Annotated in this window: 10 protein-coding genes; 7 read left to right on the top strand and 3 right to left on the bottom strand. The window is 71.8% G+C overall.

Going from position 1 to position 14,260, the window contains the following annotated elements; all coding sequences use genetic code 11:
• Positions 1–15 precede the first annotated feature (15 nt).
• The 4 genes from yajC to MLY01S_RS03740 all read left to right on the top strand — a co-directional run bounded on the left by yajC (position 16) and on the right by MLY01S_RS03740 (position 5,866).
• Positions 16–513 carry a preprotein translocase subunit YajC gene (gene yajC / locus MLY01S_RS12765; protein WP_067189440.1) on the top strand — a complete coding sequence of 166 codons (498 nt, stop codon included), beginning with the start codon at positions 16–18 and terminating at the stop codon, positions 511–513.
• A 64-nt stretch (positions 514–577) separates the two neighbouring features.
• A complete protein-coding gene (secD, locus tag MLY01S_RS03730; protein WP_067189442.1) occupies positions 578–2,380 on the top strand; it encodes a protein translocase subunit SecD in 1,803 nt (600 codons plus the stop codon).
• A complete protein-coding gene (gene secF, locus MLY01S_RS03735; RefSeq protein WP_067189443.1) occupies positions 2,377–3,417 on the top strand; it encodes a protein translocase subunit SecF in 1,041 nt (346 codons plus the stop codon). The genes secD and secF overlap by 4 nt, the downstream gene beginning before the upstream one ends.
• Positions 3,418–3,565: 148 nt before the next feature.
• Complete coding sequence (locus MLY01S_RS03740) at positions 3,566–5,866, top strand: RelA/SpoT family protein (RefSeq protein WP_082739637.1); 2,301 nt, start codon at positions 3,566–3,568, stop codon at positions 5,864–5,866.
• A 12-nt stretch (positions 5,867–5,878) separates the two neighbouring features.
• Here MLY01S_RS03740 and MLY01S_RS03745 read toward each other — a convergent pair whose 3' ends face one another.
• Together MLY01S_RS03745 and MLY01S_RS03750 are read right to left on the bottom strand one after the other, a co-directional pair.
• Positions 5,879–6,535, bottom strand: coding sequence for a hypothetical protein (locus tag MLY01S_RS03745; RefSeq protein ID WP_245232107.1), 657 nt, complete (start codon positions 6,533–6,535; stop codon positions 5,879–5,881).
• Between the two features lie 124 nt (positions 6,536–6,659).
• Positions 6,660–8,336: a DUF349 domain-containing protein gene (locus tag MLY01S_RS03750; protein WP_255218002.1), complete on the bottom strand. Its 1,677-nt coding sequence runs from the start codon at positions 8,334–8,336 to the stop codon at positions 6,660–6,662.
• Between the two features lie 314 nt (positions 8,337–8,650).
• Between MLY01S_RS03750 and hisS the strand changes: the two genes are divergently transcribed.
• Together hisS and MLY01S_RS03760 are read left to right on the top strand one after the other, a co-directional pair.
• The gene (gene hisS / locus MLY01S_RS03755) at positions 8,651–10,012 is read left to right on the top strand and encodes a histidine--tRNA ligase (protein ID WP_067189445.1); all 1,362 of its coding nucleotides are present in this window, start codon (positions 8,651–8,653) and stop codon (positions 10,010–10,012) included.
• 51 nt (positions 10,013–10,063) lie between these two features.
• The gene (locus MLY01S_RS03760) at positions 10,064–10,867 is read left to right on the top strand and encodes a hypothetical protein (RefSeq protein ID WP_067189446.1); all 804 of its coding nucleotides are present in this window, start codon (positions 10,064–10,066) and stop codon (positions 10,865–10,867) included.
• 55 nt (positions 10,868–10,922) lie between these two features.
• Here the strand turns inward: MLY01S_RS03760 and MLY01S_RS03765 are convergent, their stop codons facing one another.
• Positions 10,923–12,203 (bottom strand): APC family permease, encoded by a 1,281-nt coding sequence (locus tag MLY01S_RS03765; RefSeq protein ID WP_067189448.1) that lies wholly within the window; start codon positions 12,201–12,203, stop codon positions 10,923–10,925.
• 147 nt (positions 12,204–12,350) lie between these two features.
• On the opposite strand from MLY01S_RS03765, the gene aspS reads away from it, so the two are divergent.
• Positions 12,351–14,201, top strand: coding sequence for an aspartate--tRNA ligase (gene aspS / locus MLY01S_RS03770; RefSeq protein WP_067189450.1), 1,851 nt, complete (start codon positions 12,351–12,353; stop codon positions 14,199–14,201).
• Positions 14,202–14,260: the final 59 nt, after the last annotated feature.

Below are 14,260 nucleotides of genomic sequence, written 5' to 3' on the forward strand. Positions count from 1 at the left end.
CGGAGAGTGTCTCTCGTGACCACCCTCGCCCTGTCCATCGCAGACATGCCCATCGTGCTCGGCCAGCAGGCCGAGGGCGGCGGCGGAAGCATGTTCCTCCTGCTCATGTTCGGCGTCATGGCGCTGCTGCTCTTCTTCTCCTTCCGCAAGGCCCGCAAGGCCCAGCAGGCGCAGACCAAGATGCGCACGGAGCTGACCCCGGGCGTCGAGGTCATGACCGGCTCCGGCATCTTCGGCCACGTCGTCGCCGTGAACCAGGATTCCCAGCGCGTGACCATCGAGGTCGCCCCGGGCACCCACATGGACGTCCACCTGCAGGCCGTCGCCCAGATCGTGGAGCCGGACTCGGTCGCCTCCTCGGGCACCTCGGGCGCCGTCGCCCCGGACGACCAGGACCGGGCCGAGCAGGGCGCCGAGTACGGCGAGCCGCAGGCCCCCGCCGACGAGGACGTGGACCGCCACCGCATCCAGCTCAACGGCGAGGACCAGCCCCGCCACGACGAGCGTCCCTGACCTGTCCGTCCGCGACCCGGCCGCCCCGGCCGGGTCGCTCGATCTGTGGAGAGCCTGAACGCCCATGGCATCGAAGACCCCCGCGAGCGCGGCACGTCGCACCCTGACGTGGCTCGGCGCGCTCATCGCCCTCATGGCCGTCGTGCTCGGCATCGGTGTGGCCACCCATCAGGCCACCTGGGCCCCGCGCCTGGCCCTCGACCTCGAGGGCGGCACCCAGATGGTGCTCGCACCCGAGACCGCAGGCGGCCAGCGCGTCACCCCTGAGCAGCTCGACCAGGCCGTGGAGATCATCCGCGCCCGCGTGGACGGCTCCGGCGTCGCCGAGGCCGAGGTCGCCACCCAGGGCGCCGAGAACGTCGTGGTGGCGATGCCGGGCACCCCGGACGAGCAGACCCGCCGCCTCATCCAGGCCTCCGCGGACATGGAGTTCCGCGCGGTGCTGCAGTCCGGTCCCGCCGAGCCGGTCGCCGAGGACCAGCGCACCCCGAAGGACGACTTCCCGAAGCCGGAGGGCGAGCCGAAGGACGCCTACGACCCGAACTGGCTGACCCCGGACCTGCTGGACGAGTTCCAGAAGACCGACTGCACCGTCCCGCGCGACCCGGGTGCCGAGCCGCTGCCTACGGACAAGGCGGCCGTGGTGTGCCAGACCGCCACCGAGGAGCAGATCGCCGAGGGCACCGGGCAGAGCGCCAAGTACATCGTCGGCCCCCAGGTGATCCCGGGCACCGACATCGCCGACGCCACCAACGACATGGCGAACACCTCCACGGGCGTCTCCACCAACCAGTGGGTCGTCAACCTCTCCTTCAACAGCGAGGGCACCGAGAAGTTCCGCGAGGTCACCCAGAAGCTCACCCCGTACCCGGAGGGCGACCCGCGCAAGCAGTTCGCCATCATCCTGGACGGCACCGTCCTCTCCGCCCCGCAGTCCCAGGCCGTCATCCCCAACGGCCAGGCCCAGATCTCCGGCCCGGGCTTCAACGAGGTCACCACTGCCGAACTCGCCGAGCAGCTGTCCTACGGTGCCCTGCCGATCAGCTTCACCATCGAGTCCGAGCAGCAGATCTCCGCGACCCTCGGCCAGGACCAGCTGTTCTGGGGCCTCGTCGCGGGACTCATCGGCCTGCTGCTGGTGGCCGCCTACCAGTTCTTCCAGTACCGCGTCCTCGGTCTGCTGACCTTCGCCTCGATCATCGTGGCCGGCGTCATCACGTGGCTCGCGATCTCGCTGCTGGGCTGGTCGGACAACTACCGCCTGTCCCTGGCCGGCATCGCAGGCCTGATCGTGGCGATCGGCCTCACCGCCGACTCGTTCATCGTGTACTTCGAGCGCATCAAGGACGAGCTGCGCGCCGGCAGCGCGATCGACGCCGCTGTCCGCGAGGGCTGGAAGCGCGCCTCCCGCACCATCTGGGCCTCGAAGGCCGTGAACCTGCTCGCCGCTGCGGTGCTGTACTTCGTGGCGGTCGGCAACGTCCGCGGGTTCGCCTTCACCCTCGGCCTCACCGCGATCGCCGACCTCATCGTGGTCTTCTGGTTCACACACCCCATGATGGTGCTGCTGTCCCAGACCCGCTTCATCGGCGGAGGCCACCGCATGTCCGGCCTCGACCCGTCCCTGCTCGGCCGTGAGCCGCTGTACAAGGGTGCCGGGCGCGTGCGTGAGTTCAAGACCCCGCCGAGCGATCAGACGGCACAGGGGGCCTCCGGCGGTGCCGAGCGGCGTCGCCGCCGCTCGCGCGGGGAGGCGGCCCGCCGCCAGACCATCGCCGAACGCCGTCGCGCCGAGCGCGAGGCCGCCTCGCCGGCCGCCGGCACCACCACCACCACGTCCCAGCGCACCCAGGAGGACGGCCAGTGAACCGCTTCGCTCAGTGGGGCAACGCCCTCTACACCGGACACAAGTCCTACCCGTTCGTCCAGCGCTGGAAGACCTGGTTCGCCGCCGCGGCGATCCTGCTCCTGGTCGCCGGCGGCCTGACCCTGATGCGCGGAGGCTTCAACCTCGGCATCGAGTTCCGCGGCGGCTCCGAGTTCGTGGTCTCCTCCGTTCAGAACACGGACGTCGCCGCGGGCGAGCAGGCCGTGCGGGACGTCGCCGCCGACGGCATCGCCACGGTCACGAACATCGCCCCGGGCACCATGCGCGTGCAGACCGAGCGCATGGACGACGCCCAGACCCTGCAGGTCGCCCAGAACCTCCAGGACGCCTACGGCGTGACCGCGGACCACGTGACCTCGAACTTCGTGGGCCCCACCTGGGGTGCCGCCGTCTCGCAGCAGGCCCTGATCGGCCTGGTGATCTTCGTGGTCCTGGTGACCCTGTTCATGGCGCTGTACTTCCGCACCTGGAAGATGTCGCTGGCCGCGGTGATCGGCATGCTCTACGTGGTGGCACTGACCGCCGGCATCTACGGCGCCACCGGCTTCGAGGTCACCCCGTCCGCCGTCATCGGCTTCCTGACCATCTTGTCCTACGCCCTCTACGACACCGTGGTGGTGTTCGACAAGATCCGCGAGAACACCCAGACGGTCCACGAGGACGCCGACCGGACCTTCGCGGAGAACGTGAACCTCGCCGTGAACCAGACGCTGGTCCGCTCGATCACCACCTCCGTGGTGGGCATCCTGCCGGTGGGCTCCATCCTGTTCATCGGCGCGGGTCTGCTCGGTGCGGGCACCCTCTCCGACATCGCCCTGGCCATCTTCGTCGGCATCATCGTCGGCACCATGGCGACCCTGTTCATCCAGGCACCGCTCTACGCCCTGCTGCGCCGCGGAGACGGGGACGTCACCGATCACGACGGCGCCGTCCTGGCCCGTCGCGAGTCCTCGGGCCGTGCCCCGGAGGGCGCGACCGAGGGCGTCGACGGGACCGAGCCGGCCGCCAGGGCCTGACCTGGGACCACACGGCAGGCCGCACGTCCGCCGGACACACGCACACGCCGCACGGCGGCGCGAGCGCGGGGAGGTAGACTCCCCGCTATCGCGCCGCCGTTCGCGTCGAGACGGGACACCCCACGTCCCGGGGAGGAGACACGCAGCCATGACCCCGCCCTCCGTGTCCGACGCCGACGCTCGCCGCCCCGAGAAGTCGCCCCGTCCCCGTGGCCGCATGGCACGTCTCACCGGCCGGCACGCCACCGAGTACTCGCCCATCCTCGAGCCGCTGATGCGCACCCTGCGCACGCGCTCCCCGCGGACGGACTTCAAGGAGGTCATCCGCGCCTACACCGTGGCCGAACGCTGCCACGAGGGCCAGATGCGCCGCTCCGGGGACCCCTACATCACCCACCCGGTGGCCGTGGCGACGATCCTCGCCGAGCTGGGCCTGTCCGGGCCCACGATCTACGCCGCCCTGCTGCACGACACCGTGGAGGACACGGACTACTCGCTCGAGCAGCTGCGCAAGGACTTCGGCGACGAGGTCGCCGTGCTGGTGGACGGCGTGACCAAGCTGGACAAGGTCACCTACGGAGCCGCCGCGCAGGCCGAGACCGTCCGCAAGATGGTCATCGCCATGGCCCAGGACGTGAACGTCCTGCTCATCAAGCTCGCCGACCGGCTCCACAACGCGCGCACCTGGCGCTACGTGTCCCCGGCCTCCTCCGCCAAGAAGGCCCAGGAGACCCTGGACATCTACGCGCCGCTGGCCCACCGGCTCGGCATGAACACGGTCAAGTGGGAGCTGGAGGACCTGTCCTTCGCCGCGCTGAAGCCGAAGGTCTACGCGGAGATCGTCCGCCTGGTGGGCGAGCGCAACCCCGAGCGCGAGAAGCACATCGAGCGCCTGCGCGAGGAGATCAGCGCCCGGCTGCGGGACAACCGCATCAAGGCCACCGTCACCGGCCGCCCCAAGCACTACTACTCGATCTACCAGAAGATGATCGTGCGCGGGAAGGAGTTCGACGACATCTACGACCTCACCGGGATCCGCGTGCTCGTGGACTCGGTGAAGGACTGCTACGGCGCGCTCGGCGTCCTCCACGCGCAGTGGAGCCCCCTGCCGGGTCGGTTCAAGGACTACATCGCGATGCCGAAGCTCAACATGTACCAGTCCCTGCACACCTCCGTGATGGGACCGGGCGGACGTGCTGTGGAGATCCAGATCCGCACCTTCGACATGCACCGCCAGGCCGAGTACGGCGTGGCCGCGCACTGGATGTACAAGGCCAACGCGGCCGCCGGGACCGCGAGCTCGTCCACGCCGCAGTGGCTGCGCTCGGTGATGGACTGGCAGAAGGACACCCGGGACCCGGACGAGTTCCTGCACTCACTGCGCACGGAGATCGACGCGGACGAGGTCTACGTCTTCACACCCAAGGGAGAGATCCGCTCCCTTCCCGCCGGCGCGACCCCCGTGGACTTCGCCTACTCCGTGCACACCGACGTGGGCCACCGGACCATCGGTGCCCGCGTGAACGGCAAGCTGGTCCCGCTGTCCTCCCAGCTCCAGCACGGCGACACCGTGGAGGTGTTCACCTCCAAGGCCGAGAACGCCGGCCCCAGCCACGACTGGCTCGGCTTCACCGTCTCCCCGCGCGCCAAGTCCAAGATCCGCCACTGGTTCGCCACACAGCGCCGCGATGAGCAGATCGAGCGCGGCAGGCAGTCCCTGACCCGTCAGCTGCGCCGCGAGAACATGGCTGTCCAGAAGGTCCTCGGCGGCGAGGAGCTTCCCGCCGTGGCGGCCGAGCACGGCCTGAACGACCTGGACGCCCTGTTCGCGCAGATCGCCGACGGCCACCTCTCCGCACAGAACGTGGTGGAGAAGGTCCAGGCGAAGCTGGCCCCACCAGAGGAGTCGCCGACGGTGCCGTCCTCCGAGACCGCGCTGGGGGAGATCGAGCTCGAGGAGATCGTCAAGCGTCCCGTGAAGCGTCCACCGTCCTCGGACGGCGGCGCGACCGGCGTGCTGGTCCAGGGGAACGCGGGGATGATGACGAAGCTGGCACGCTGCTGCAATCCGGTGCCGCCGGATGAGATCTGCGGCTTCGTCACCCGCGGCTCCGGCGTGTCCGTGCACCGCAGCGACTGCAACAACGTGGACACCCTGCTCGAGCAGGAGCCCGAACGCCGCGTGGACGTTGCCTGGGCCCCCACGCGCAACGCCGTGTACCTGGTGGAGATCCAGGTGGAGGCGCTGGACCGCACCTCGCTGCTCTCGGACGTGACCCGTGTGCTCGCGGAGAACCACGTGAACATCCTGTCCGCGTCCGTGAACACCACGCGGGACCGGGTGGCCATGAGCCGGTTCGTCTTCGAGATGGGCGACCCGATGTACCTCAACCACGTGGTCAACGCGGTCAAGCGGATCGACGGCGTCTTCGACGTGCGCCGCACCTGACGGCTGCGCCGGTCAGGACAGCAGCTCGGCCAGGCGCCGGCGGGCCCGGACGATGCCGGGCCTGCGCCGCGGCGGCGCCAGCCGTTCGACGAGTCCCTCCGCCCCGAACCGGGCGATCAGCCGCGCCGCCGCCCGGCCCTCCTGGGAGCCGTCGGCCAGCAGCAGGTCCTCCACTGTGCGCCCCACCGTGGTCACGCGCACCGGGCCGAGAAGCACGACGTCCGCCTCGGCTGGCGCGGCAGACCCTCCGACGGCGGCCACGTCCGCCTGCGTGAACGTCCACCCGGGCCCGTGGTCCCGTGCCGGCGGAGGCCGGTGGTAATGGGCTACGGCGATGTGTAGCGTGCGCGGCAGCGGGCCTCCTGCGTGCAGCCACGCCGCCGTCAGCCCCATGGCCGTCCACCCTGCCGTCAGCAGCGGGCCGGCCACGAGCCAGACCGCGTCCGCGCGCATGAGGGGGTCCACCGGGCGGTCCGCCGGAGCGTAGACCCGGCCCAGCAGGTGGTGCAGGGCCCCGGCCGAGACCAGCGTCTGCAGCTCCGCGTCCGCGAAGTCCGGACCGGCCGCCCAGACCTCGGTCGTCACCGTCCGGTCGGTGGGCGGGGCCGGGATCGGGCCGGGCACTGCGGCGGCGATGGGGACGGGCGCGTCGGCGGCGGAGGATCTCATGGCGTCCATCCTGCGCCAGGTGCGCGCCCGCTGCCGCCGGGGTGTGGACAACGCAGACGGGCGGCCCGGCCGAATGCCGGACCGCCCGTCGGGCGCAGGCCGCGTCGTCCGCGGCGGGACAGGCTCAGGCCAGGTCGGCGGCGGAGGCCTCCAACGCCTTCTTCCACTGCAGGCGGGCGTCGAGCGCCTCCTGGGCCTGGGCGATCTTCTTCTCATCGCCGGCGGCCTTGGCCTCCTCCAGCTCCGCCTCGAGGCCGGCGATGGTCTCCTCCAGCTGGGTCAGCGCGGAGTTCGTGCGGGCCTTGGTCTCCGGGTCGGTGCGGCGCCAGTGCTCGTTCTCGGCCTGCTTGAGGGCGTCCTCCAGCTCGCGGAAGCCGGCCTCCATGCGGCGCACGTCACCGCGCGGCACTCGACCGGCCTCCTCCCAGCGGCCGCGCAGCTCGTTGAGCGCAGCACGGCCGGCCTTGACGTCCGTGAAGGGCAGGAGCTTCCTGCCGTCGGCCAGGATCTGCTCCTTGACCTTGAGGTTGGCGCCGTATTCGCGGTCGATCTCGGCGTTGGCCTCTTTGCGGGCAGTGAAGAACACGTCCTGTGCGGCACGGAAGCGGGCCCAGAGGGCGTCGTCCTCCTTGCGGGAGCCACGCGGTGCGGCCTTCCACTCGCTCATCAGGTCGCGGTACTTGCCGGTGGTCACGCCCCAGTCTGTGGAGGAGGAGAGCTCCTCGGCGCGGGCGATGAGGCGCTCCTTGACCTGCTTCGCCTCCGCGGACCGGGCGTCCAGACGGGAGAAGTGCGCCCGGCGGGTCTTGTCGAACTGGGTGCGGGCGCCCCGGAAGCGCTTCCAGAGGCCGTCCTCGACCGACTTCGACAGGCGCGGGCCGGTCTTCTGGGCGGCCTTCCACTCGTCGAAGAGCTCGGCCATGCGCTTGGAGGCCTTCTTCCACGGCATGCGCTCGGCCGGGGTGGCGGCGAACTCCTCGGCCTCGGCGACGATCGCCTCGCGGGCGGCGAGCTGCTCGGCCTGGGCGGCCTGACGGGCCTCGGCCTCGGCGGCGCGGTAGTCGCCCAGCAAGGTCTCCAGAGCCGCCAGACGGGTGCGCAGCGCGTTGATGTCGCCCACCATCTGGCGCTCCTGCACGGTGGCCTTCATCTGGTTGAGGGCCTTCTGGAGCTCCGAGGACGGTGCGCCGGCGGCGATGCGCTGCTCGAACAGCGCCATCTGTGCGCGGACGTCGTCGTACTTGCGCACGAAGTAGGCCACGGCCTCCTCTGCGGTGGCGTCGGGGACCTGGCCGACGGTGTGCTCCTCCTGGCCGTCCAGCAGCACCACGTGGCCGTCCTCGGTCACGCGGGCGAACTGCGCGGCCGTGGCCGGATCGGTCGGCTCGACGGTCGGGGCCGGGGCGGCGGGCTTGGCTGTCGCCGGGGCGGCTGCGGCTGGGGTGGCCGGCCTGCCCGGCTTCATGGCGGCCGGGGAAGGAGCAGCCGGCTTCGCCTCGGTCTTCTCGACCTCCGGGGCCGCGGGCTCAGCCTGGTGCCCGGCCGGTGCCTGCGCGGCGTCGGCGGTCGGCGCGCTCTCGACCTGCGCCTCGGCGGCGTCGGCGGTCGGCACGCTCTCGACCTGCGCCTCGGCGGCGTCGGCGGTCGGCGCGCTCTCGACCTGCGCCTCGGCGGCGTCGGCGGTCGGCGCGCTCTCGACCTGCGCCTCGGCGGCGTCGGCGGTCGGCACGCTCTCGACCTGCGCCTCGGCGGCGTCGGCGGTCGGCTGCTGGTCGTCGGACTTCTGATTCTCAGTGGTCACCGCTGGAACTCTCCCTGGACGGGCCCGTTCGCGCTGACGTGCGCGGGCGGGTCGGGATGGACACGAACAGGGCAAGCCTAGCCGCGAAAGCACGGAAGCGCCCGGCAACCCCGGCCACCTGCGTGGGCGAGGCGGTGGACGAACCCGACGGCCGTCGTCGCGCCCCTGGTCACGGGTGCTCCCGGGCACCCCGCCGGGGGGAGGGCCACGTCCCGGACCGCCGCCGCACCGGCCGCACCGCAGCGGGGCCGCCGCCTAGACTGGGCGGGTCAGTCCCGTCCGCACGACGGCCCGATCCGAGACGAAGGAACCCCATGGCCCGCAAGTCCTCCCTGTCCGGCTTCCCCGAGTGGCTCCCCGCTGAGCGCGTCGTCGAGCAGCATGTGCTGGACACGCTGCGTCGGACCTTCGAGCTGCACGGGTTCGCCGGGATCGAGACCCGCGCCGTGGAGACCCTGGGCCAGCTGCTGCGCAAGGGCGAGGTGGACAAGGAGGTCTACGCCGTCTCCCGGCTGGCCGAGGACCAGGAGGTCGCCGAGGGCCGGCGCCCGGCGACGTCCCCGGACGACCCCAAGCGCCTGGCCCTGCACTTCGATCTCACGGTGCCCTTCGCCCGCTACGTGGTGGAGAACGCTGGCCACCTCGCCTTCCCGTTCCGGCGGTACCAGATGCAGAAGGTCTGGCGCGGCGAGCGGCCGCAGGAGGGCCGCGCGCGCGAGTTCACCCAGGCGGACATCGACATCGTCGGTGACGGGCAGCTGTCCCCGCGCTATGACGTGGATGTCGCCCTCGTGATGGCCGAGGCGCTCGGCGCCCTGCCGATCGGCGACTTCCTCATCCGCATCAACAACCGCAAGCTCGCCGAGGGCTTCTACCGCGGCATCGGCCTGACGGACACCGCCGGCGTGCTGCGCAGCATCGACAAGCTCGAGAAGGTCGGCCCCGAGGAGGTCGCCCGCCTGCTGCAGGAGGAGGTCGGGGCCTCCGCCGAGCAGGCAGAGCAGGCCCTGGCCCTGGCCGCCATCCGCACCGAGGACACCTCCTTCGTGGAGCAGGTCCGCGCCCTCGGTGTGCAGGACGACCTGATGGAGGAGGGGCTCACCGAGCTGGCGGAGGTCATCGGCACGATGCACCGCCGCGCCCCGGGCCGGGCCGTCGCCGACCTCTCCATCGCCCGCGGTCTCGACTACTACACCGGCACCGTGTACGAGACGGTCCTGGTGGGCCATGAGCAGCTCGGCTCCATCTGCTCCGGCGGCCGCTACGACGCCCTGGCCTCCAAGGGGAACCGGACGTTCCCTGGCGTCGGCCTGTCCATCGGCGTCACCCGGCTGGTGATGCGCATGCTCTCCCAGGACATGGCCGTCGCCTCCCGGGCCGTTCCCACCGTGGTCTACGTGGCCCTGACCGCGGACGAGGACTGGTCGGCCGCCCAGGACGTGGCCGGCGTGCTGCGCGAGCGCGGCATCGCCGCCGAGGTGGCCGTCACCGCCGAGAAGTTCGGCAAGCAGATCAAGTACGCGGATCGCCGCGGCATCCCGTATGTCTGGTTCCTGGGGGCGGGGGAGTCCGGCCATGAGGTCAAGGACATCCGCTCCGGGGACCAGGCGCCCGCCGACCCGCAGACGTGGATGCCTCCGGCCGAGGACCTGGTCCCGCAGGTGACCGCAGGCTGAGCGGGCCCCCCTCCGTGGAGCAGTGGGAGACACGACGTGGTACCAGCCTCAATGACGACGTCGTCCGGTGACGGGGAGAGCTCGCCGTCCTCCGAAGGGCTGCCCCCGGTCGAGGAGATTCAGGCCCAGCTGGCGGAGGTGGTGAGTCATCTGCCTGATCTTCCCCTCCACTGGGAGGTGACGGCCGGGCAGGCCCCTGCCGGGCACCCCTGGGTGCGGATCGCCGCGGTGCGACGCGGTCTGCTCGGCGAGCCGACCGTCGTCGGCGCCTTCCGGATCGATGAGCGCGAGGCGGTCTTCGACGTCACTGCGGAGCGTTCGCCCGAGGGCGCGCTGGTCCATAACGCCCTGGCCCGGGTCGCGGCACAGCACTTCCCCGCGGCATCCGTTCCCGGACGGCCCGGCAATCGTTACTCGGTGCGCTGGTGCGGCCCGGATCCCGACGACGCCCCGGCCGGTGAGTACGTGGTGCAGTGCGCCGGCACGGGTGCCGAGACCGCTCGGATACGGTGCCGGCCGCTGACCCCGGGCCGGTCATGGGGGTTCCAGGTCGTCCGGCCCGATTCGACGTCGTCGTCCTGGTTCGAACTGTCGCTCGATCGCGTGGTCGACGAGCGCCTGGGGGAGCCGGACTCCACGTTCTGGGCCGTCTACAACGGCATCGACGACGACAGCCGGGTCCTCGCCCACGCCACGATCCCGGAGTCCGGCAGCGTCGTCTGGCACACCCATCCGGCGCTCATGCCGGACGCGGCCTCCGACGCCGGGGAGATGCTGCTCGCCCTCGTCGAGGCGCTCGCGCAGCTGCAGCTCACGACCGGTCCGTGGCCCGCATGGGCGCCGCCACCGCGGTGACAGGAGCAAACGACGCAGTGCGGGCCCAGACCTGCGCGGTCCGGTCTTCCGACGCTCAGCGGCCGGCCCGGTAGTCGTCCTTGGCACGCACGAACGCGCGTCCTCCGGCACCCACCAGGAACACGCCGAGCATGGCGAGCACGGACATCGGCGGCAGGGTGAACGCCAGCACCAGGCAGAGGACCAGGCCGAGGATGTTCACGGCACGGGGCACACGCAGCGGGCGGGCGCCGGAGAGCGTGAGGGCGGAGAGATTCGTCACGGCGTAGTAGACGAGCACGCCGAAGGAGCTGAAACCCACCACGGTCAGGATGTCCGTGGCGACCACGAGCAGGACCACGGCGACGCCCACCACCGTCTGCCCGACCCAGGGCGTCTGCGCCGGTCCGCCGACCTTCGCCAGCGGACGCGGCAGGTCGCCCTCACGGGCCATGGCCAGGGCCGTCCGGGAGATGCCGGTCAGCAGGTTCAGCATGGCGCCCACGCACGCCAGGGCGGCCGCCACCAGGGCCACCCAGCCCCATCCGGTGCCGAGCGTGGCCTCGAGCCCGGCGCGCACCGGGGCCTGGGACAGCGCCAGCCCGGTCCCGCCGAGGGCGCCGAGCAGGCCTGCGGCCAGCAGCACGTAGAGCACCACCGTGAACGCCAGGGCGCCCAGCACGGCGCGCGGGATGGTGCGGCGTGGGTCGATGACCTCCTCGCCCATCGTGGCGACGCGCGCGTAGCCGGCGAAGGAGAAGAACAGCAGGCCCGCCGCCATGAGCACCCCCAGCGCGGACGGATCCCCGAGCGCCTCCGCGCCCTCGGCGTCCCCGCCCCGGTCCCCGAGGGCCAGCCCGGCCACCACGGCCAGGGCCAGGACCGCCAGGACGGGGATGAGGATCGCCACCGTGACCTGGGCGGTGCGGGTCGCGCCCAGCACGGCCACCACGGTGAGCACCACGACGGCGGCGACGCCCACGACCCGGGCGAGCAGGCCGTCGTCGGGAAAGACATAGAGGCCTACGGTGGCCGCCATGGCGGCCACGGACGCGGTCTTGCCGGTGACGAACCCCCAGCCGGCCAGGAAGCCCGGCCACGGGCCGAGCTGCTCGCGGCCGTACACGTAGGTCCCGCCGGAGGCCGGATGCACGGTGGCCAGCTGGGCGGTGGACAGGGCGTTGCACGTCGCGACGACGGCCGCCAGGCCCAGCGCCAGGTACAGGGCACCGGCGTGGCCGCCGGTCAGCGCGGCGGCCAGGCCGAGCGCCGTGAACGCGCCGGCGCCCACCATCGAACCGACGCCGATCACGGTCGCCTGGGGCAGGGTCAGGGTGCGCTGCAGGGTGCCGGACACGGCCGTCCTCTTCCTCGGGTGCGGTCGGTGGAGGGGGTGCCGGTAGACTCTGGGCGGTCACACCCCTGTCCCGTATGACTACCACAGCGGTGTGGCACCCCCATGAACCCGCGACGACGTCCGGCGACCCCGGACGAGGAGGAACCCGTGCTTCGCACCCACACCCTCGGCGAGCTGAATGCCTCGCTCATCGGCCAGACCGTCACCGTCACCGGCTGGGTGGCCCGCCGCCGGGACCACGGCGGCGTGGCCTTCGTGGACCTGCGCGACCGCTCCGGCTTCGCCCAGATCGTCGTCCGCGATGAGGCGGACTTCGACCCGCTGCGCAACGAGTGGGTCCTGAAGGTCACCGGCGTCGTCGAGCGTCGCCCCGAGGGCAACGAGAACCCGAACCTGCCCTCCGGCGAGATCGAGCTGATCGTGGACGAGCTGACGGTCCTCAACCGTGCCGCCGCCCTCCCGTTCCAGGTGGACGAGCACGTGGAGGTCGGCGAGGAGACCCGCCTGCGCCACCGCTACCTGGACCTGCGCCGTCCGCAGCCGGCCAAGATCATGGCCCTGCGCTCCGAGGCCAACCGCATCGCCCGCGAGCTGCTGCACTCCGAGGGGTTCCTCGAGGTCGAGACCCCGACCCTCACCCGCTCCACCCCGGAGGGCGCCCGCGACTTCCTGGTCCCGGCCCGCCTGGCCCCGGGCTCCTGGTACGCCCTGCCGCAGTCCCCGCAGCTGTTCAAGCAGCTGCTGCAGGTGGGCGGCATCGAGAAGTACTACCAGCTGGCCCGCTGCTACCGCGACGAGGACTTCCGCGCGGACCGTCAGCCGGAGTTCACCCAGCTGGACATCGAGGCCTCCTTCGTGGAGCAGGACGACATCATCACCCTGGGCGAGAAGATCGTGCAGGCGCTGTGGGCGAAGGTCGGCGTGGACGTCGACCTGCCGATCCGCCGGATGACCTACGACGAGGCCATGACCAAGTACGGCTCGGACAAGCCGGATCTGCGCTTCGGCCTCGAGCTGACCGACCTGACCGAGTACTTCAAGGACACCCCCTTCCGCGTGTTCCAGAACGAGTACGTCGGCGCCGTCGTGATGCCCGGCGGCGCCTCCCAGGCGCGCCGCACCCTGGACGCCTGGCAGGAGTGGGCCAAGCAGCGCGGCGCCAAGGGCCTGGCCTACGTGCTCATCCAGGAGGACGGCACCCTCACCGGCCCGGTCTCCAAGAACATCACCGAGGAGGAGAAGGCCGGCCTGGCCGCCGCCACCGGCGCGAACCCGGGCGACTGCATCTTCTTCGCGGCCGGCAAGCCGAAGGAGTCCCGCGCGCTGCTCGGCGCCGCCCGTGTGGAGATCGGCCGTCGCTGCGGCCTGTTCAAGGACGCCGGCCCGGAGGTTCCGGTGCACGAGGCCGACTGGTCCTTCGTGTGGGTCGTGGACGCCCCGATGTTCGAGCCTGCGGCGGAGGCGGAGGCCTCCGGCGACGTGGCCGTCGGCTCCGGCGCGTGGACCGCCGTGCACCACGCGTTCACCTCGCCGAAGCCCGAGTTCATGGACACCTTCGACACCGACCCGGGCTCCGCCCTGGCGTACGCCTACGACATCGTCTGCAACGGCAACGAGATCGGCGGCGGCTCCATCCGCATCCACGACCAGGACGTGCAGAAGCGTGTCTTCGAGGTCATGGGGCTGTCCCAGGAGGACGCGGAGGAGAAGTTCGGCTTCCTGCTCGAGGGCTTCAAGTTCGGCGCCCCGCCGCACGGTGGCATCGCGTTCGGCTGGGACCGGGTGGTGGCCCTGCTGGCCGGCACCGACTCGATCCGCGAGGTCATCGCGTTCCCGAAGACCGGCGGCGGATACGACCCGCTGACCGCGGCCCCGGCCCCGATCACCGCGCAGCAGCGCAAGGAGGCCGGCGTGGACGCCAAGCCGGAGGACAAGAGGGCCGCCGCCGAGCAGAAGGAGGCCGCGAAGGGCGAGGCGAAGGGCGAGGCGAAGCCCTGATCCCGGACCGGGCCTGACGGCTGAGCGGGCCTGACGCCTGACCGGGCCTGGCGGCTGAG

The sequence above is a fragment of the Micrococcus lylae NBRC 15355 genome (assembly GCF_001570885.1).
Lineage (GTDB): Bacteria > Actinomycetota > Actinomycetes > Actinomycetales > Micrococcaceae > Micrococcus > Micrococcus lylae.